General features: G+C 39.6%; 17 protein-coding genes. 13 read left to right on the forward strand and 4 right to left on the reverse strand.

What is annotated here, in order from left to right; genetic code table 11:
- The first annotated feature begins 71 nt into the window (after positions 1–71).
- From EJF36_RS04980 to EJF36_RS05035, 12 genes are all read left to right on the forward strand, one after another.
- On the forward strand, positions 72–707 hold the full coding sequence (locus tag EJF36_RS04980) for a TetR/AcrR family transcriptional regulator (RefSeq protein WP_125905263.1): 636 nt from the start codon (positions 72–74) through the stop codon (positions 705–707).
- Between the two features lie 595 nt (positions 708–1,302).
- Positions 1,303–2,445, forward strand: a complete 1,143-nt coding sequence (locus EJF36_RS04985) for an acyl-CoA dehydrogenase family protein (protein ID WP_125905264.1) — start codon at positions 1,303–1,305, stop codon at positions 2,443–2,445.
- A gap of 420 nt (positions 2,446–2,865) precedes the next feature.
- The gene (locus tag EJF36_RS04990; protein WP_125908266.1) at positions 2,866–4,506 is read left to right on the forward strand and encodes an AMP-binding protein; all 1,641 of its coding nucleotides are present in this window, start codon (positions 2,866–2,868) and stop codon (positions 4,504–4,506) included.
- A complete protein-coding gene (locus EJF36_RS04995) occupies positions 4,499–5,836 on the forward strand; it encodes an acetyl-CoA carboxylase biotin carboxylase subunit (protein WP_125905265.1) in 1,338 nt (445 codons plus the stop codon). Before EJF36_RS04990 ends, EJF36_RS04995 begins: the two co-directional genes overlap by 8 nt.
- Entirely contained in the window at positions 5,833–6,045 is a 213-nt protein-coding gene (locus EJF36_RS05000) for an acetyl-CoA carboxylase biotin carboxyl carrier protein subunit (RefSeq protein ID WP_125905266.1), read from the forward strand. The genes EJF36_RS04995 and EJF36_RS05000 overlap by 4 nt, the downstream gene beginning before the upstream one ends.
- Positions 6,046–6,047: 2 nt before the next feature.
- On the forward strand, positions 6,048–6,956 hold the full coding sequence (locus EJF36_RS05005; RefSeq protein WP_125905267.1) for a hydroxymethylglutaryl-CoA lyase: 909 nt from the start codon (positions 6,048–6,050) through the stop codon (positions 6,954–6,956).
- On the forward strand, positions 6,953–7,732 hold the full coding sequence (locus EJF36_RS05010) for an enoyl-CoA hydratase (protein ID WP_125905268.1): 780 nt from the start codon (positions 6,953–6,955) through the stop codon (positions 7,730–7,732). The genes EJF36_RS05005 and EJF36_RS05010 overlap by 4 nt, the downstream gene beginning before the upstream one ends.
- A 14-nt stretch (positions 7,733–7,746) precedes the next feature.
- Positions 7,747–9,276, forward strand: coding sequence for an acyl-CoA carboxylase subunit beta (locus EJF36_RS05015; protein ID WP_185806815.1), 1,530 nt, complete (start codon positions 7,747–7,749; stop codon positions 9,274–9,276).
- Between the two features lie 332 nt (positions 9,277–9,608).
- Positions 9,609–10,910, forward strand: coding sequence for an ammonium transporter (locus EJF36_RS05020; RefSeq protein WP_125905270.1), 1,302 nt, complete (start codon positions 9,609–9,611; stop codon positions 10,908–10,910).
- A gap of 262 nt (positions 10,911–11,172) precedes the next feature.
- The gene (locus EJF36_RS05025; protein WP_125905271.1) at positions 11,173–12,252 is read left to right on the forward strand and encodes a DUF294 nucleotidyltransferase-like domain-containing protein; all 1,080 of its coding nucleotides are present in this window, start codon (positions 11,173–11,175) and stop codon (positions 12,250–12,252) included.
- Positions 12,233–12,940 (forward strand): exonuclease domain-containing protein, encoded by a 708-nt coding sequence (locus tag EJF36_RS05030; protein ID WP_125905272.1) that lies wholly within the window; start codon positions 12,233–12,235, stop codon positions 12,938–12,940. The genes EJF36_RS05025 and EJF36_RS05030 overlap by 20 nt, the downstream gene beginning before the upstream one ends.
- 102 nt (positions 12,941–13,042) lie before the next feature.
- Positions 13,043–13,243 (forward strand): cold-shock protein, encoded by a 201-nt coding sequence (locus tag EJF36_RS05035; RefSeq protein ID WP_125905273.1) that lies wholly within the window; start codon positions 13,043–13,045, stop codon positions 13,241–13,243.
- A gap of 65 nt (positions 13,244–13,308) precedes the next feature.
- Here EJF36_RS05035 and EJF36_RS05040 read toward each other — a convergent pair whose 3' ends face one another.
- From EJF36_RS05040 to EJF36_RS05055, 4 genes are all read right to left on the reverse strand, one after another.
- A complete protein-coding gene (locus EJF36_RS05040) occupies positions 13,309–14,100 on the reverse strand; it encodes an ABC transporter permease (protein WP_125905274.1) in 792 nt (263 codons plus the stop codon).
- A 12-nt stretch (positions 14,101–14,112) separates the two neighbouring features.
- The gene (locus tag EJF36_RS05045; protein WP_125905275.1) at positions 14,113–14,901 is read right to left on the reverse strand and encodes an ABC transporter permease; all 789 of its coding nucleotides are present in this window, start codon (positions 14,899–14,901) and stop codon (positions 14,113–14,115) included.
- 10 nt (positions 14,902–14,911) lie between these two features.
- On the reverse strand, positions 14,912–15,898 hold the full coding sequence (locus tag EJF36_RS05050) for an ABC transporter ATP-binding protein (RefSeq protein WP_125905276.1): 987 nt from the start codon (positions 15,896–15,898) through the stop codon (positions 14,912–14,914).
- Positions 15,899–16,129: 231 nt separating this feature from the next.
- Positions 16,130–18,424, reverse strand: coding sequence for a glycoside hydrolase family 65 protein (locus tag EJF36_RS05055; protein WP_125905277.1), 2,295 nt, complete (start codon positions 18,422–18,424; stop codon positions 16,130–16,132).
- A gap of 397 nt (positions 18,425–18,821) precedes the next feature.
- Between EJF36_RS05055 and EJF36_RS05060 the strand changes: the two genes are divergently transcribed.
- Complete coding sequence (locus EJF36_RS05060) at positions 18,822–20,510, forward strand: glycoside hydrolase family 13 protein (protein WP_125905278.1); 1,689 nt, start codon at positions 18,822–18,824, stop codon at positions 20,508–20,510.
- Positions 20,511–20,537: the final 27 nt, after the last annotated feature.

Here is a 20,537-nt window from a genome sequence, read left to right on the forward strand (position 1 = left end):
ACGTTAATAAAAATTAAGTGAGTGGGTTTTATGTATTAAGTGTATGCGAACGTTAGGTGGTGATATAACAGTTGTCTGATAGTAAACCGCTAAAAGAAAGAATACTAGATGCAGCCTTACAATTGTTCGAACGATATGGATACCATGGTGTGACTGTCAATCAGATTGTTGCTGAGTGCAGTGCTTCAAAGGGCGGATTTTATCATAATTTTTCCTCCAAGGATGAATTGTTATATGAAATTCATGATTATTTTATTTCATATGTGTTGGAGAAAGCAAAAAGAGCCTTTGAAGAGTGTGCCACCCCTACAGAAAAGCTAGTCGCGGTGATTCAGTCGTTTGTTAAAGTGTTTCACATGTATAAAGCGCATATCACGGTGTTTTACCAGGAAAGTATGTATCTACGACCTGAGTATAAGGAAGCCATTGCCACAAAACGTGATGAGTTTCGGACTATAATGCGTGCGGTGATTGTAGAGGGAGTTCAGTCGGGAGAGTTTCGAGAAGAACTAAATATTGATATCACTGTTATGTCTATATTAGGCACAGTGAACTGGACATACAAGTGGTATCAACCTAATGGTGCATCAACTATAGAGGAAATTGCTGAGCTTTATATTGATTTAATATTACATTCCATTTTAACTAACGATGCAAAGGTCAATAAGCAGTACGCACATTTTTTTCGAAAAATACCTTGTATATAGTTGATATTTTTTTTAGTCTTGCTCAGACCAACTGGTCGGTACGGAATTAGGGTGGGGGTGTAGGTTCGTCCTAATTGCCTGACGTGAATCCTTAATAACAAGTGAAATTCATGAAAAACCCTGAGAAATTCTTGAAAACCGGCTAGAAATTCTTGAAAAGCAGTGAGAAATTCTTGAAAAGAGCCGAAATTCTCTTGAAAAGTGGCCGAATTCTTGAAAACCGCGGAAAACTTCATGAAAACCAGTGAGAAATTCATGAAAAGAGCCGAATTTTTCTTGAAAACGAGTGAAATTCTTGAAAACCGCGGAAAAATTCTTGAAAACCGTTGAGAAATTCTTGAAAAGAGCTGAATTTTTCTTGAAAAGTGGCCGAATTCTTGAAAACCGCGGAAAAATTCTTGAAAACCAGTGGGAAATTCTTGAAAAGAGCCGAAATTTTCTTGAAAAGTGGCCGAATTCTTGAAAAATCCGAAAAAATTCTTGAAAATCACCACCTTAGTCATACAAAACGCCGTTAGTGAGAATACGAGAACTTAAGCATATCAAACAATACACACAGTGGATTAATAAATCTCTGGGAGAAGGAGATGACAACATGAATTTTTCATTTACGAAAGAGCAAATAATGATTCAAGAAATGGTTTCTGATTTCGCACAACGTGAAATAAAACCTCTTGCGGAGAGTCTAGACCGTACCAGTGAGTTTGCTCAAGATATTTTTAAAAAGATTGGAGAGCTCGGTTTACTAGGTTTACCGTTTCCTGAAGAGTACGGTGGTGCTGGTGCGGATACGATGTCATACGCCATTGCTGTTGAGGAAATTGGAAAAGCGTGCGGTGGGACGGGACTAAGCTATGCGGCTGCTGTATCTCTTGGGGCTTCACCTATTTACTATTTTGGAACGGAAGAGCAAAAGCAAACATGGCTCGTACCGATGGCAAAGGGTGAAACGTTAGGGTCGTTCGGTTTAACTGAGCCAAACGCAGGATCAGATGCAGGTGGAACGCAGACCAAAGCGATTCTTGATGGTGAGACGTACATCATTAATGGAGAGAAATGCTGGATTACAAACGCTGGCTACGCAAGACAAGTGATTGTAACCGCTGTCACCGGACAGGATGAACGTGGTAAGCCTATTATTTCTGCCATCATTGTACCAACCGATGCAGAGGGCGTTGATATTACATGCAATTATGAAAAAATGGGTGTTCGTGCCTCAAACACATGTCAGATTGTTTTAACGGATGTACGTGTGCCTAAAGAAAATATACTAGGAGATCACCAGAAGGGATTTAAGCAGTTTTTATATACGCTAGATGGAGGCCGAATTTCGATTGCTGCTCTTTCGGTTGGTATTGCCCAGGCAGCCTATGAAAAAGCACTGCAGTATGCAAAGGAGCGTAAGCAGTTCGGACAGTCGATTTCAAAGTTTCAGGCGATACAGTTTAAGTTAGCTGATATGGCGATGGAGATTGAACTCGCCCGTACTATGGTGCACAAAGCGGCTTGGTTAAAAGATAATGATAAACCGTTTGCGAAGGAAGCGGCATTTGCGAAGCTATATGCTTCAGAAGCGGGCTTTCGTGCTTGTAATCAGGCTATTCAAATTCATGGTGGGTACGGCTATATGCGTGAATACGAGGTAGAACGCCATCTGCGTGATATTAAATTAATGGAGATTGGTGAAGGTACATCGGAAATTCAAAGGCTTGTCATTGCTAGACAGATAGGTTGCTAATTTAATTGAGAATTTGTGCTTAGGACAAAAGAACTCATGTGCGAAAGAAGTTATGCGGAAAAATTTGAGCTTTATGCGTGGGATTTCTAAGTTTTTGCGTGAAATTTTGATTTTTGCGTGAAAAATTTAGTTTATACGTAAAACTTTGAGCTTTATGCGTAAAAAAATCAGATTTATGCGTGAATTTTTCCAATTTATGCGTAAAGGCTTAGAATCAACATCAATTTTTATGCGTGAACAATTCAGGTGCAACGTGTAGAACTTTGGGTTTATGAGACAGTTTCAAAGTTTCATGCGACACACGACATTTACAAGTTTCTCATTCAGCTACAAGAATCTTACACGCCGAACGAGAGACGTTCCGTGTCCATCTAATATTTTACAGCACTAAGAAAAAATCCAAGGAGGTATGCTATGGAACTGTTACAGGTTACCGTTGGTGAGCTGCTGTCGAAAAAGGCAGAGAAGCATCCTGATCATGAAGCGGTTGTGTACCCGGACCGTGACTTGAAAATGACATACAAGGAGTTCAATGACCATTGTCATAAGGTAGCGAAGGGGCTCATCCATTTAGGTATTCAAGCGGGAGAGCACGTAGCAATCTGGGCGACAAATAAGCCCGAATGGCTAACAAGTCAATTTGCCACGGCAAAGGCTGGGGCTGTGCTTGTTACTGTCAATACGAATTATCAACGAGCAGAGCTTGAATACTTATTAAAGCAATCTGATTCAACTACTCTTATTTTAATGGAGAAATTTCGTGATACGTCCTACATCAACACTTTGTATGAAATTGCACCAGAGCTAAAGACGAGTGAGCCCGGTCAGCTTGAATCAAAAGCACTGCCATGTTTAAAAAACGTTATTGTACTTGGAGAAAATAAATACCCGGGTACATTCAATTGGGGTGATGTAGTTGAGATGGGGGCACAAGTATCCGACGAAACACTACTAGCACGTGAACAATCTCTCCATCCACAAGATGTTATTAACATGCAATATACATCAGGTACTACAGGATTTCCAAAAGGAGTGATGCTCACTCACTCTAACATTGTGAATAATGCCTACAACATTGCGAGCTGCATGAATCTAACGCAAAATGACAGGCTATGCATTCCTGTCCCATTTTTCCATTGCTTTGGTTGTGTGCTTGGAACACTCGCCTGTGTCACAGTAGGGGCTACGATGGTACCTGTAGTTGAGTTTCAACCCGCAGCAGTGTTAGAAGCGGTTGAAAAAGAAAAATGTACAGCGTTACACGGGGTTCCAACTATGTTTATCGCAGAATTAAACGATCCGAGCTTCCTTTCTTATAAGCTTGAGTCCCTTCGAACCGGTATTATGGCAGGCTCGAATTGCCCGATAGAGGTGATGAAGGCTGTTATTGAAAAAATGGGGGCAACTGATATAACAATTGCCTATGGTCAAACAGAATCTTCACCGGTAATTACTCAGACGAGAACGGATGACCCGATTGAGATTAGAGTTGAATCAGTGGGGCGAGCGTTACCTAATGTAGAAGTGAAAATTGTTGAACCCGGCACCACAAATGAAGTGCCTAGGGGTATCCAAGGTGAGCTTTGTACACGTGGCTATCATGTCATGCGAGGCTATTACAATAATGATGCCGCAACAAAAGATGCGATAGATGTTGAAGGTTGGCTTCATACAGGCGATTTAGCTGTCATGGATGAAAACGGCTACTGTCGTATTACAGGTAGATTAAAAGACATGATTATTCGAGGTGGGGAAAATATTTACCCGCGTGAAATTGAGGAGTTTTTATATAAACATCCTGCCATTTTGGATGTGCAGGTCGTCGGCATCCCTGATGAAAAATATGGGGAAGAGGTTATGGCTTGGATTATCCCAAAGCAAGGTATCGAGTTAACAGAAGATGATATAAGACAATTTTGTAAGGGCAACATTTCAAGGCACAAAATCCCGCGCTATATTGCGTTTACGAATGAGTACCCTATGACAGCCTCTGGGAAGATTCAAAAGTTTCGACTGAGGGAGCAAGCAAAAAGCATTGTGCAAGGAGGTAGCCATGTTTGAAAAAATACTAATAGCGAATCGCGGAGAAATAGCAGTCCGCATTATGAAAACATGTCAAAAGCTACAAATCAAAACAGTGGCTATCTATTCGGAAGCCGATAAAGACGCCCCTCACGTCAAGCTTGCTGATGAAGCATATTTAATTGGGCCACCACGTGTCAATGAGAGTTACTTAGTAATCGATAAAATAATCGCAATTGCTAAACAAACGAATGTAAATGCTATTCATCCAGGCTACGGTCTATTATCTGAAAATTCAACGTTTGCAAGGCGCTGTGAAAGAGAGGACATTATCTTCATTGGTCCCACAGCGGATGTAATAGAAAAGATGGGGAGTAAGATTGAGGCGCGACGCACGATGCAGGAAGCGGGTGTGCCGATAGTGCCAGGCTATACAAATTCTCTTCAGGATGAAGAAGAAGCTATAAAAATAGCAAACGAAATTGGCTATCCGGTTATGCTGAAGGCTTCAGCGGGTGGAGGCGGAATTGGGATGCAAGTGGTCAGCTGTGATGACGATATTCGTAAAGCTTTTAAAAGTAACCAGCAGCGGGCTACAAACTTTTTTGGTGATGGCACCATGTATATCGAAAAATACATTGAGAACCCGCGCCATATAGAAGTACAAATTCTTGCAGATCAAAAAGGAACGACTGTGCACCTTTGGGAACGAGATTGTTCGATTCAAAGGCGTCATCAAAAGGTTGTCGAGGAAGCGCCCTCGCCGTTTTTAGATGACATAACACGTGCAAGCATGGGAGATGCAGCCGTTCGCGCAGCGAAACATATAGGGTATAGCAACGCTGGTACTATTGAGTTTCTCGTGGATGAGCAAAAGAATTTTTACTTCCTAGAAATGAATACACGCATTCAAGTGGAGCACCCGGTAACAGAGGAGATTACAGGACTAGACTTAGTAGAACAACAAATTCGGATTGCTGCTGGAAGCCCTTTACAGCTCACTCAATCAGACATAAAAGGCACTGGCCACGCGATAGAGGTACGAATCTACGCAGAAGATCCGAATACATTTTTTCCATCACCAGGGAAAATAACAGAGATGTCGTTTTTACAGGAGTCATGGATACGTTATGAGCTTGGCGTTGAAGCGGGAATGACAGTAACGCCGTTCTATGATCCTATGATTGCGAAGGTAGTAGTGTCAGGTACGACGCGTACAGAGGCTATAGATAAGCTTCGCCAGGCATTAGCAGGCTACCGTGTAGAGGGAATAAAAACAAATATACCGTTTCTTCGGGAGGTTATCGACCACCCAACATTCTTACAAGGCGAGGCAACGACCAATTTTATTAAAGAGGTGAGACGATGACAAAGGTTCTAGCGAGTATGGCCGGGAATGTATGGAAAGTGCTTGTTTCAGAAGGAGATGAAGTGACAAATGGCCAGGATGTTGTCATTTTAGAGTCGATGAAGATGGAAATTCCTATTGCAGCCGAGCAGGTTGGTGTGGTGAAGGGTGTTAAGGTAGCGGAAGGCGATTTTGTAAATGAAGGCGATGTTCTTATGGAGCTAGACTAATTATGAATCTACCGGCAACTGTAGAAATAAAGGAAGTCGGCCCACGAGATGGGTTGCAAAATGAGAGTAAGTCTGTTAGTACGGAAGATAAAATTCAGCTCATAAATCATTTATCTCAAAGTGGTTTGAAGTACATTGAAGTAACATCCTTTGTCAATCCAAAGTGGATTCCACAGCTTGCTGATGCAAGTGAAGTAGCTTCTCGGATTGAGAGAATTGAAGGTGTGACATATGCTGCATTAGTTCCAAATGAACGCGGCTTACAGCGGGCGCTCCAAACCGGTATCGATGAGATCTCCGTGTTTTTATCAGCAAGTGAGACTCATAATCGGAAGAATATCAATAAATCAATTGAAGATACATTGCCGATTTTAAAAAATGTTATTCAAGAGGCGAAAGCTGCAGGCAAGACTGTTAGAGGATATATTTCCACAGTCATTGAATGTCCGTACGAGGGGTTAGTTAACGCTTCGCAAGTAAACCGAATTGCCGATGTGCTTCTGGAGTTTGGCGTTCGAGAGCTTTCGTTAGGTGACACAATTGGAGTAGCTACGCCACTTGAAGTGGAGGCGTTGTTAGCAACGATGTGCAATTCTATACCTCCAAGTAAAATCGCTATGCACTTTCATGATACGCATGGTACAGCTCTAGCAAATATATTAACATCCATGCAAATGGGGATTTACAAGTTTGATAGTTCAATAGGGGGCTTGGGAGGCTGCCCATATGCGCCGGGTGCGTCCGGTAATGTCGCAACAGAGGACGTAGTATATATGCTTGAACGAATGGGAGTTTCTACTGGTGTAAGGTCAGAGGTTTTAACAACAGTGACAAAGTATTTAGAAAATCAAGTTGGTTTGCGTCTAAATAGTTGTCATAGTCAAATATTTCGAGCAGGAGGCGAAGGATGACACCATTAGTTTTAAAAGAAAAAGTAAACGAACATATCGCAATTATTACGTTAAATAGACCTGAAGCGGCTAATGCTTTGAGCATACAGCTGCTGCATGAATTAATAGATTTGGTGGAACAAATTCACTATGATTCTTCCGTTCGCTGTGTCATCTTAACAGGTGCTGGTGAAAATGTATTCTGTGCTGGGGCCGATTTAAAGGAACGAGCAGGTATGGGAGACGAGGATGTTAAAAAGCATGTCGCACTCATACGGAAAGCAATAGACACTGTGGAAAAGTTGCCGCAGCCAGTCATTTGTGCGATAAATGGGGCTGCTTTTGGCGGAGGGTTAGAGTTGGCGCTAGCTTGTGATATAAGAATAGCTGTCGCAAATGCGAAGCTTGGCTTAACGGAGACAAGTCTCGGTATTATTCCAGGAGCAGGCGGTACACAACGGTTACCTAGATTAATAGGCACTGGAAAGGCGAAGGAATTAATATTCACAGCTGCAAAAATAAATGCGAAAACTGCACAGCAATTAGGTGTGGTCGAACAGGTTGTGCAGGAGGGGGCAATATCGAACGCGTTGATACTCGCAGAACAAATTTCGCGCAACGCTCCGCTAGCACTGATTCATGCGAAGCTTGCAATAAATAAAGGGATTGAATGTGATTTGGAAACTGGTTTAGCAATTGAGGAGATGGCATACGAGCAAATCATTCGAACGAATGACCGTATAGAAGGATTGCGTGCGTTTCGGGAAAAGCGTCCACCAGAATATAAGGGTGAATAAGGAGGAAAAAATCATTGTCACGATCAGATGAACTATTAGATAAAAAAGCACACATTCACCAAGGGGGAGACAAAAAGTATCACGAGAAAAATAAAGAACAAGGAAAATTATTTGTACGCGAACGCCTTGCGTTACTTTTTGATGAAGACGTCCAATTTGAAGATGCCGAGTTTGCTAACTGTTTAGCAAGTGGCCTTCCTGCTGATGGTGTGGTGACGGCAGTTGGAACAATACATGGTCAAACTGTTTGTGTAATGGCAAATGATTCGACGGTCAAAGCTGGTTCTTGGGGAGCACGTACCGTTGAAAAAATCATTCGCATTCAAGAGACGGCCGAAAAGCTTCAATGCCCGATGCTATACTTAGTCGATTCAGCTGGGGCGCGGATTACAGATCAAGTAGAAATGTTTCCAGGACGACGGGGAGCGGGGCGAATATTTTATAATCAAGTAAAGCTTTCAGGAAAAGTACCGCAAGTTTGTTTGTTATTCGGTCCATCCGCTGCTGGTGGTGCATACATTCCAGCGTTTTGTGATGTCGTTGTCATGGTGGAAGGCAATGCTTCTATGTACTTAGGTTCTCCGCGTATGGCTGAAATGGTCATTGGAGAAAAGGTGACTCTTGAGGAGATGGGCGGTGCGCGCATGCATTGCTCTGTGTCTGGCTGTGGCGACGTGCTTGTAAAAACAGAAGAAGAAGCGATAGCATTTGCGCGCCGCTATTTGTCATATTTTCCAGCGAATTATAAGCAAACAGTCCCTGTTGTGAAAGGGAGTGAACCTAAGAAGTTTAGTACAAGTATTGAAGATTTATTACCTGCGAATCAAAATGCACCGTTCAATATGTACGACTTAATTGAACGTTTTATTGATGATGACTCTTTTTGTGAAATTAAAAAATTGTTTGCTCCTGAGCTAATTACGGGGTTAGCGCGACTGGATGGGAAGTCTATTGGTATAATCGCCAACCAACCTCGTGTAAAAGGAGGCGTTCTATTTCATGACTCGGCAGATAAAGCAGCAAAATTTATAACATTATGCGATGCCTTCAACATCCCGCTCGTATTCTTAGTGGATATTCCTGGATTTATGATTGGAACGAAGGTAGAGCGTGCGGGTATCATTCGTCACGGAGCAAAAATGATTGCAGCGATGAGTGAAGCAACAGTCCCGAAAATATCGATTGTTGTACGGAAAGCCTATGGGGCAGGTCTTTATGCGATGGCGGGTCCAGCGTTTGAACCAGATTGCTGTTTGGCATTTCCGCACGCACAAATTGCTGTAATGGGCCCTGAAGCCGCGGTTAACGCCGTATATGCTAATAAAATTGCTTCACTTCCAGAGGGAGACCGATCTGCTTTTATCGAAGAAAAGCGTGAGGAGTATAAAAAAGATATCGACATTTATCATTTAGCTGCCGAAATGGTCATTGACGCAATTATCGCGCCAAACAGTTTACGTGAAGAACTAAATCATCGCTTACGGGCATATGAAACAAAGTGCTTAACTTTCTCAGAAAGAAAGCATGGAGTGTATCCTGTCTAAAAAAGTACTATAGAAAAGATAACTCACTTATTATTTTTTTGAACTGAACTGCATTGTGTCAGGTAGACATAGTGCAGTTTATTTTATTGGGAGGGTTAGCTTTTTCCCGTCTCCCTAAAAAAGCCTGTCTTTTTAATTTTTATTGAAAGAATTTATCTGAAAGAAAATCATAGAGATGTAAGTGTTTAGAGCCGTTTTTCTATCGGCTTATTTTTTTTGTCGAACTTTTTATGTAAGAAAATATAACATAAGTATTGACTATTATCTGAATCTTGTAATATATTATAACAAACGATGTAACAAAACCTAACATAAGGGAGATGAACAAAAAAATGAATGCTGAAACTTTATCATTTGCTTTGGACTCATTATGGGTAATGGTGGCGGCGGTCTTAGTTATTGGAATGCAAGCAGGATTTGCTTTATTAGAAGCAGGATCAACAAGGATGAAAAACTCTGCACACGTAGCGGGAAAACAAATACTTAGCTTTGCGATTGCAAGTATAGCGTTTTGGGCAGTTGGTTTTGGAATTACGTTTGGAGCGGGAAATAGCTTCATAGGAACATCAGGCTGGTTCTTAATCGGTGATGAAGCTACATTCGATTCACTATCATGGGCGAATGTTCCACTAGAACTTAAATTTTTATTCCAAATGGCATTTGTTGGTGTATCGTTAGCAATTGCTTGGGGGGGCTTTGCTGAACGTGCGAAATTAGCAGTATATTTTGTGTTTGGTACGATTTTCGTTATTGCGATTTATCCAGTTATTGGTCACTGGGTATGGGGTGGCGGTTGGTTAGGTGCCATGGGGATGCAGGACTTTGCAGGTTCAACAGTCGTACATTTACAAGGTGCGATAGCAGCTTTAATTGCTACAATTCTTTTAGGTCCACGTATTGGTAAATTCAATAAAGATGGTACACCAAATTTCATTCCTGGTCATAACCAAGTGTATACCGTATTAGGTGGACTTATTTTATGGATTGGTTGGTTTGGATTCAATGCAGGTAGTACGATGGCAGCAGGAGATGGCTTTTTCACATATGTTGCGTTAACGACTAACTTAGCAGCTGCAGCAGGAGCTATTGCAGCAATCGTGACTGCAAAATTATTAGTAGGTCGCGCAGATATTCCGGCGATGGTCAATGGTGTGTTAGCGGCGTTAGTTGCTATTACGGCGGCTTGTGCGTTTGTTGAGCCTTGGGCAGCTATCGTAATTGGTGCCGTAGCGGGTTCATTTACTTTCTGGACATCAGTGTACTTTGAGAAGAAAGGTATCGATGATCCGATTTACGCATTCTCTGTACATGGTATTGCAGGTATTATTGGAACGATCTCAACAGGCTTCTTTGCTTCACCACGTTTAGTTGAAATAACAGGTATTGGTAAAGCAGGTTTATTCTATGGCGGTGGATTCGATCAATTAATCGTTCAAACTGTTGGAGTGCTTGGAGCGGCTGCGTATGTTGCGGTTGTATCATTTGTCGTACTTTATGCACTGAAAAAGACAATTGGCTTACGTGTAACAGCTGATCAAGAAGTAACAGGATTGGATATGAGTGAGCATGGCTCATATGGGTATCCAGAACAATTAGACCCAGAGTTTAAATCATCTAATCAAATTAGCAGCTAAAGCAGGAGGGGAAAGGATCGGAGTGCTCACTTCGGTCCTTTCTTTTACTGTATAGAAATCGACGAAATTGAGGTGAAAGAGAAGCATTAACATTTTGAAGTAATGCAATTATTCTTTAATTAATACGATAAATGGATAGTCGTTTATTGAATGTTCCTATTTTAACTAAATGGATTTTTATTGAAAATATGTGTGGTGTTAAAGGAAACGTGATGTACTTCAAGAAATAATATATACAAAGCCATAATTTTCAGGTGATTATATGAATGAATTACTGCATTTGCAAGATAAAATAGAGCAGGCTAACAGCATTTCAATGTTACGTGAGTTGCATGATGAGATTTTGATGATTTTAAAAGGACATCCCGATTTTTTATCGTTAAATCGAGATGTGACGTTTAGTGTATATAAGCAACTAAGTATAGTTCATGATGCTCTTATGTATCGTGTATTGAAGCTAGCTGAGATTGAGGTAGAGTTAAGAGGAATAGGACAGCGTCCGGATGCTTACTGCTGGTATATAATGGGTAGTGGTGCACGGCATGAACAGACTGTACGTACAGACCAAGATAACGGCATCATTTTTGATTGTAATGAAGGTAACAAAGAAAGCTGTTATCAGTATATAAATGAGTTAGCGAAAATTGGTACTTCATACATGAACGACATAGGCTATCCCTTTTGCGAAGGACATGTCATGGCGACGAATCCTAGATGGCAAAAGCAATTGGCAGACTGGGAAAGGCAAATAAAACAGTATGTTGAAGGACATACACCAGATGATATTCGATATTTGCTAATAGCATCTGATTTACGGGCCATCTATGGTGATCCACGGCTCATAGTTGTATGTAAAAGAAACTTGCAGAGGCTTCTTTATTCATCCGCTATGACGCTAAAACGTATGGGGGAACATTGCTTAACGCCTGAAGTGCCGCTATCCTTTTTTGGTTATATTCATGCTGAGCGTTGGGGAGAGCATGCTGGAAAGCTAAATATTAAGCAAGCCATATATGTTCCCATTATAAATTGCATTAAATTTTTATGTGCTATTTATCATGTTGATAAGGATTCTACTTGGGAACGTGCTTATACATTGTTTGCAAAAAATCACTTACCACATGCTTTATATGAAGATATTTGTATTGCTTTACAAACGGCGCTATATTTAAGGCTGCTATATTCTGTTAAAGAACAGAGTAGTGCAGATTATGTATGTCTACGTGATCTTCATGAACAGGACCGAGCGCTGTTAAAAGAGGGATTAAAAACTGCAAAAGTGTTACAAAGATATGTAAATAAGTTAGTGGTGAACGCTCAATATGAAGCAACCAACCTTTAAACAATGGACGGCGTTGTTACAATCGCTAGGTATAGCGAAAGGAGAAGCAGCCGCTTCCTTTTCACAAGAAGCTTGGTTGCGACAAAATTTAAAAGAAGCTCATAAAAATAAATTGGATTTAAATATGCTATTGACTGAAATAACGTGGGTGGTACTTGATACGGAGACGACAGGTTTTTACCCACAACAAGGGGATAAAATTATATCAGTAGCTTGTGTTAAAATTAAGAATGGAACAAATCATGGGTGGTACGAAAGCTTCGTGAATCCTAATCGATCAATCCCAGAGCACATCACTCAGTTAACAGGGATTCGAGATGAGGATGTGTTAAAAGCACCAACGCTGGATGAAGTTATGCCGTTATTATTGCAGTTTCTAAATGAATGTTGCGTTGTTGGGTATCATATTCAACACGATGTACAATTTATAAATCATTTCTTATCGAGACAATATCGATCAACACTTCCACAAACGGCATTTGAATTAAGACAAATTACAGAAAAACTGTATAAGCAGCCTTTTCCAACTTTAGACGATGCCTTAAGCTTTCATGATATTCGTTGTGAAAATAGACATACAGCGAAGGGGGATGTTGAGGCGATGTATCAATTGTGGCTGCAGTTGTTAGAGAAACTAGAAAACGAAAAAATTGCTACGTTATATGACTTATATGTGTGGTTAAGTTAAAAAATTTTTAAAAGGTGTTATAAAAAAGTTTTTAAAGGACATAATATTGTCGTCGCACATAGTAAATGTGTGAATAGGATTTATTGCTAGGAGGAAAAGAAAGTGGAACGTGGTAAAGTAAAATGGTTTAACAGTGAAAAAGGATTTGGATTTATTGAGCGCGAAGATGGTGACGATGTATTTGTTCACTTCTCTGCAATTCAAAGTGAAGGCTTTAAGTCTTTAGATGAAGGGCAAGAGGTTGAATTTGAAATTGAGCAAGGTCAACGTGGTCCACAAGCGACGAACGTTCATAAAGTGTAATCCGACATCATTTGTCTGGCACATATTACTGTGCCAGACGTTTTTTATTTATACACTTGTTAGCTTTAGCTTCCTGTGCTTGCAAAAGCACGTAAGCCTTGATTCCAGAACCAATAAGCTAGAAACCAGCAAACTGCTGCGACGACGGGAGTCCATAAGGCGAATGTTTGGTAACCAGCATTATCGATGAAATAAGCAGCTGGATAAAATGCTGTAAATCCGTATGGGATTATCCATGTAAGTACAATTTGGATAGAACGATGATAAATAGTGAGTGGGTAGCGTGCGAAATCACTCAAGTTGAAAACAGCCCATACAACAGGTAAGCTATCTATCATCCAAAAAGATAGTGTAGCAAAAAATAAATTAACAGCAACAAAAATGACCCCACTTGCTAATATCATGATGATTAACATACACACGGCCCAAACACTCCAAGTAATATCAATGTTCGGAATTGCCGTTACTAAAATAATTATACCGATAATAAGCTGACCAATTCCATCTTGCTGCACTCGGTCTGCTACTATATGAAACAATGGATTAATGGGACGTATTAAAAGCCGGTCAAAGTTACCAGGCCTAATATACTGCCATCCGATTGTCCAAAGGTTATCGAAAAAGATGTGGTGTATCGAGCGCCCAGTTGCTGCAATACCATATATAAATAAGATCTCATAGAAATTCCAGCCGTTTAACTCCTCTATATGATCGAAGACGATTTTTACGAAAAAAATCGACGTGAATTGCTGTAGCATGACAGAGCTAACTCCTAACCAAAAGTCTGCGCGGTATTCCATCATAACCTTTAGTCGGGCTTTGAAAAACTGCCAATATAGTTTAGCATATCGTTTCATTGTTCTCACCCCTTATCCACCAAAAATCGTAATTTTCTTCATAGCGACTAGCCAAATCAATCTTACGGCGATGTATAGTACAGCAACCCATACGATTTGCATTGCAATTGCAACATACATGTCCGTGCCAGTAAGGATTCCCGTGTAAATAGAAACAGGTGTATACACCATGGCTTGAAACGGTAAATATTGACTTAAAGCTTTTAACCAATCAGGGAACAGTATAATAGGTATGAGAGCACCAGAAAAGAAAGTGACCATAGCTTCTTTTAATACACGAAGTCCCCAAATATTTATAGTCCAAAATGCCAATACGCCTACTATAAAGTCAAACAATGTACCAATACAAATACCTAGTACAGCACTCACAGTGAATAGAATGCCAGATAGGAATGAAACAGGCATCGTAATCTGCAAAAATATTACGGCTACAATAATCATAGGTAATGCTTCACGGATAATGACGGTCACTTTTTCACCTGCATCAATAGCAATCATTTTAAAAATAAGGTCGTATGGTCTTAAGAGCTCAATAGCCACATTGCCGTTGCTAATATTCTCGGAAAGTAAATTGCCAACCCCACTTACAAAACGGCTGAGTAACATAGCGATGACAACGTAAGTAAGCATCGATGATAGACTAATAGAATTGATAGATGTTCTATTCTCATAAACAGCATGCCAGAAAAAGTACATAATGAGTAACTGCATAACAGTCGAAGCACTTCCTGCCCAATACCAAGCACTATATGTACTTGCGACCTGCATCTGTGATTTTGCTATTTTAATATATTTGCGCACCAATCTCACCTCACATACTGTGCTTATAAATTTGTTCCACAATCGTTTCGATTTTCGGTTCTGAAATAGTGATATCTGTCACGACATTTTCACGTAATATTTTACCTATCACATCACTAGCTGACATATTATCCTTATTAAATGAAATGGTAATGTGGTGTTCTGTTGACTCCTTAACATCAACGATATATTCTAGCTCTAATGGTAAAATAAACGCAGCTGTGTCTGGCATTTCTAAGGATATTGATCGTTTTTGTCCATATGAGTATTTAAATGTTTGAATGTCTCCATCATAGACAAGTTGTCCTTCATCAATTACGATAATTCGGTTGCAAATTTCCTCAATATCCTGCATATCGTGAGTGGTTAGCAACACTGTTGTATTCCATTTTCTATTCATTTCTTTAATAAATTGACGAATGCTATTTTTTACTGCCACATCTAACCCTATTGTAGGCTCATCAAGATATACAATGGAGGGCTTATGTAAAAAAGCAGCGGCTAGCTCGCAGCGCATTTTTTGTCCTAGTGAAAGCTGACGTACAGGTATTTCGAGAAGAGAGGAAAGCTGAAGTACCTCTGTAAATAAATTAAGCGTTTCTTTAAACTGTTCTTCTGGAACCTCGTAAATGTGTTTTAGTAAATCGTATGATTCTCGAACAGGAATGTCCCAAAACAGCTGTGTACGCTGTCCAAATACTGCGCCAATTTGACGAGCATTCTTTTGTCTTTCTTTATAGGGGATAATTCCGTTTACGCTGACCATTCCCTCGCTCGGTGTTAAAATACCCGAAAGCATTTTTATCGTAGTTGATTTTCCAGCACCATTTGCACCGATGTAACCAACCAATTCTCCTTGATTAATCGAAAAATTAACACCTTTTACAGCTTCTTTAATATTATACTGACGATAAAATAATGCTTTCATCGCACCGGATAAACCGGGATCACGTTTTAGTATTTTATAATCTTTTTTTAAGTTTTCTACAGTAATCATGAGATAGTGCTCCTCTCAAAGGGTGAACAAATTTTTGGTAAACCATACATATTTTACTAGTTGTAGTGTCTGTCGTAAATGTTTTTTAGAATAGGTTTTGTTAAAGTTTAGTGAACTTGGGCTAAATTTTATGAATTGAACGAGAATCTGGTTCGATCTTCCCAGTAAGGACAACATCAATGTTGGTCAAAAAAATACCAGACATCTTATAAGATGCCTGGTACATTGATATTATTGAACTACTTTTTTCTCACCATTGTGAGTGATTTCTAATGCAGTTCCTTCTATTAATTTGTATGTTGTGTCTGTATGTGTAATTGCCACTTCTAGTAAGCTGCCTTTAAACGTTACTCGGAAGCGAAGCTCGTCCCATGCCTTTGGTAAATGAGGTTCAAAGCTAAGTTGGCCGTTATGAATGCGCATGCCAGCAAATCCATTTACAACACCCATCCAAGTGCCTGCCATATTAGCGGCGTGTATACCATCCTTCGTGTTACCTTGTGTATTATCTAAGTCCATACGAGCTGTACTCATGAAGAATTTGTATGCTTCTTCCGCATAGCCAATTTCATTAGCGATAACGCCATAAATAGATTTTGATAAAGAAGAATCATGTGTTGTGATTTTTTCATAATAATCGTAGTCGCGTTTCTTTTGCTCTTTTGTGAATTTTTCACTCAGTAAGAACTGCGCTAGTACAACATCTGCTTGCTTTAAAACTTGGTGACGATAAATGACAAGAGGATGATAGTGAAGAAGTAAAGGATACTTCTCTTTTGGTGTATTTTCAAAATCCCACACTTCTTTTGCCAGGAAACTATCATCTTGTGGATGAATGCCAAGTTTCTCATCGTAAGGTAAATACATGTCATCGGCTGCTTTTTTCCATATTGCAATTTCATCGTCTTTAACAGCAAGTTTTCTCATTAAGTCCGCATAATACGATGGTTGTTCTTGCATTAACCAGTGCGCAATATCGTATGCAAATTGAAGATTTTCCTGAGCCATACTATTTGTAAAGAAGTTGTTATTTACAATAGCAGTATATTCATCTGGCCCTGTTACATCATTGATACAGAACTTTCCGTCCTTGCTTTCTATAAAGCTACCAAGACTAGCCCATAAACGAGCTGTTTCAAACAACATTTCTGCACCCATCGTAATCATAAAATCATGATCTTCTGTTGCTTCATAGTAACGTTTAATCGCAAATGCAACATCAGCATTTATATGGTATTGGGCAGTACCAGCTGGATAATACGCAGAGCACTCTTCTCCGCCAATTGTTCGCCATGGGAATAAAGCCCCTTTACTATGACCCATTGTACGAGCACGGTCGCGAGCTTTGTCTAATATTTTATAACGGTATTCTAATAATTTACGACTAATTTCAGGTTTTGTATAAACAAATATTGGTAATATATATGTTTCTGTATCCCAGAAATAGTGTCCTTCATAGCCCTCGCCAGTAAGTCCTTTGGCTCCAATATTGGTCGTACCATCTTTCCCGACTGATTGAAGTAGATGGAACAAATTAAATCTTATTCCTTGCTGAAGAGCATCATCACCTTTTATTACAATATCTGCACTGTGCCAGAATGTATCTAAATATTGTTTTTGTTCTTCTTTTAATGATTCAAAGCCTTTTTGAGAAGCCTCACCGACCACTAGTTCACCTTGTTCAAATAGCGTTTCTGGTGAAATACTCTCTTCCCGACTAGTTACGTATGAAATATATTTTTCCAAAATGACTGGCTCATCTTGTTTAGCATTTGCAAAGGCTTGTACACCAACCTGAAGGTCTTTTGTCACTTGTTTGAATTCACAGTTTGCGCTAAATGTATGAAGTGCAGAGCACACCAAGTCAAATTTAGTTTGCTCAGTTTTTTGATGTATAGCAACATACGTACCATCATGACGCTTTTCCTCTACACTTAATACGCGACCATGTAGTCCTGAACCAACACGAGGGTCATCTTCGGTAACTAAATTTGTTACATCTCCATCCAATTCAGATTCAAAACGGATGCGACCTGAAAAGTTTAATGGTGTTACTTCATAACGAATAGCCGCTAAATGTTTATTTGTAAAGCTAACAAGGCGTTCAATCGCTATTTGAACTTTTTTACCGCTAGGAGTAGAGTACGTAACCTCTCGGCGTAATACACCGTGTTGCATATCTAGCTCACGCTTATAGCTAATAATTGAACCTTCTAGCATAGTAAAAGGCTCTTCTTCTATGTATAGACTGATTGCCATCGCGTTAGTCACATTTAGCATCGTTTGACTTTTTTCAGCATATCCATAAGCGATTTCACCGTACTTAATGATTTCGCTTTCATAAAAGCCGTTAATATAAGTTCCTTTGATTTCGAGCTCACTATTAAGACCTTCTTCGAAATTCCCACGCATTCCAATATAACCATTACCTTGGGCGAAAATAGTTTCGTGAAGCTTCGTCTTTTCTGGTATGAAATCGTTCTCATAAATCTTCCAATCGACGTAAGGATTCATAAATTCATTCATATTTACATCTACCTTTCTTAAAAAAAGTTAGCATCAAAAAGTCAAATCATATTTTACTCACGTATATTTTATCAATATTATCGGCAGAAAGAAACTAGTATTTGGAATCGTTTTCAGATTTTTATTTAAAGATGGTGATATGGTATAAAATAAGGATGAATATATGGTAGTATTTATGTTGTTAGCAAGTTAGGTTATCGTTTGTTCTCATAACTTGGTAGAGTGTTTAATAAGATTACTGCTTATGATTTCATGCGGAAAATGGAACATAAGCGGCATAGCAAGAGTTGCGAATAGAGAGGATAAGTCTTGTGTTTCTTCTTTCAAGATGGAGACGTGTGAGAACTATTCAGAACTATTCCTCTATTTAATTTAAATTTATAATGAGGTGACTTCTATGAATAAAACTTGGTGGAAAGAAAGTGTGGTATATCAAATTTATCCGCGCAGCTTTAACGACAGCAACGGTGATGGGATTGGCGATATCCCAGGTATTATTGAAAAACTAGATTATTTAAAAGAGCTTGGTATTGATGTCATCTGGCTGTCTCCAGTTTATAAATCTCCAAATGATGACAATGGGTATGATGTAAGCGATTATCAGGATATTATGGACGACTTTGGAACAATGGCTGACTGGGAAGCATTGCTAGAAGGTATGCATGCTCGTGGCATGAAGCTTATTATGGATTTAGTTGTGAATCATTCTTCGGATGAACATAAATGGTTTGTAGAGTCTCGCAAATCTAAAGATAATGAATACCGTGATTACTACATATGGCGTCCTGGTAAAGAAGATGGCTCTGAACCTAACAACTGGGAATCAGCATTTAGTGGTTCAACGTGGGAATATGATGAGACGACTGGTGAGTACTATTTACATATTTTTAGTAGAAAGCAACCAGACTTAAACTGGGAAAACCAAAAGGTTAGACAAGAAGTATACGATATGATGACTTGGTGGCTTGATAAAGGGATTGATGGCTTCCGTATGGATGTTATTAATTTCATTTCAAAAGTGGAAGGCTTACCGGATGCTCCAAATCCAGCAGGAAAGCGATACGTATCAGGTGCCGAATACTTCATGAATGGTCCGAAAATTCATGATTACCTACAAGAAATGAATCGTGAAGTATTGTCTAAATACGATTGCATGACAGTAGGAGAAATGCCTGGAGTAAATGTTCAACAAGCAAAGGATTATACTGGCGTAGACCGCAAAGAGCTTAACATGGTGTTCCAGTTTGAGCACGTTGATCTTGATTCAGGTCCAGGTGGGAAGTGGGATTTACGTCCACTCACATTAAAGTCTATTAAAGATAGCTTCACAAAATGGCAAAAAGGTTTGGAGGGTGTTGGTTGGAATAGTTTATATTTAAACAACCATGATCAGCCACGTATGGTTTCACGTTTCGGAAATGATGAACAGTTTCGCGTGGAGTCAGCAAAAATGCTTGCGACATTTTTGCATACATTACAAGGAACGCCTTACATTTACCAAGGTGAAGAGCTTGGTATGACGAATGTTAGATTTGAGAGTATAGATGAATACCGTGATATTGAAACATTAAACATGTATAAAGAAAAGGTAGAGCATGACGGTGCTGATTCGGCAGAAATCATGAAAGCAATATATGTAAAAGGTCGTGACAATGCTCGTACACCAGTGCAATGGGATGATAGTGAGCATGCTGGCTTCACAACTGGTACACCATGGCTTTCGGTAAACCCGAATTATAAGGACATTAACGCAAAAGCAGCGATGGCTGATCCGAACTCTGTGTTCCACTATTATCGTAACTTGATTGCTCTTCGTAAAGAAAACCCTATTATGGTTTACGGTAACTATGATTTGCTGTTAGAAGATGATGATAAAATCTATGCATACACTCGCACATTAGGTGAGAAAAAATGGCTTGTTGTATTGAACTTCAGTGGAGAGCTTCCGGTGTTTAATCTTCCAAGTGATATTACGTATTCGGATAAAAAATTAATTGTAAGTAACTACGAAGTAGATGCTTCTGAAGATATCGGTGCATTTACGCTTCAACCATATGAAGCGCGAGTGTATGAATTAATTAAATAATATAGAACTTTCTGTGCAAGCTTGATG

Origin of the sequence: Bacillus sp. HMF5848 (assembly GCF_003944835.1) — a bacterium.
Taxonomy (GTDB): domain Bacteria; phylum Bacillota; class Bacilli; order Bacillales; family HMF5848; genus HMF5848.

Bases quoted from the DNA above. Each gene is read 5' to 3' on its own strand.
- EJF36_RS04985 (WP_125905264.1), top strand. From the start codon at position 1,303: ATGAATTTTTCATTTACGAAAGAGCAAATAATGATTCAAGAAATGGTT.
- EJF36_RS04995 (WP_125905265.1), top strand. From the start codon at position 4,499: ATGTTTGAAAAAATACTAATAGCGAATCGCGGAGAAATAGCAGTCCGC.
- EJF36_RS05000 (WP_125905266.1), top strand. From the start codon at position 5,833: ATGACAAAGGTTCTAGCGAGTATGGCCGGGAATGTATGGAAAGTGCTT.
- EJF36_RS05005 (WP_125905267.1), top strand. From the start codon at position 6,048: ATGAATCTACCGGCAACTGTAGAAATAAAGGAAGTCGGCCCACGAGAT.
- EJF36_RS05010 (WP_125905268.1), top strand. From the start codon at position 6,953: ATGACACCATTAGTTTTAAAAGAAAAAGTAAACGAACATATCGCAATT.
- EJF36_RS05020 (WP_125905270.1), top strand. From the start codon at position 9,609: ATGAATGCTGAAACTTTATCATTTGCTTTGGACTCATTATGGGTAATG.
- EJF36_RS05025 (WP_125905271.1), top strand. From the start codon at position 11,173: ATGAATGAATTACTGCATTTGCAAGATAAAATAGAGCAGGCTAACAGC.
- EJF36_RS05030 (WP_125905272.1), top strand. From the start codon at position 12,233: ATGAAGCAACCAACCTTTAAACAATGGACGGCGTTGTTACAATCGCTA.
- EJF36_RS05040 (WP_125905274.1), bottom strand. From the start codon at position 14,100: ATGAAACGATATGCTAAACTATATTGGCAGTTTTTCAAAGCCCGACTA.
- EJF36_RS05050 (WP_125905276.1), bottom strand. From the start codon at position 15,898: ATGATTACTGTAGAAAACTTAAAAAAAGATTATAAAATACTAAAACGT.
- EJF36_RS05055 (WP_125905277.1), bottom strand. From the start codon at position 18,424: ATGAATGAATTTATGAATCCTTACGTCGATTGGAAGATTTATGAGAAC.
- EJF36_RS05060 (WP_125905278.1), top strand. From the start codon at position 18,822: ATGAATAAAACTTGGTGGAAAGAAAGTGTGGTATATCAAATTTATCCG.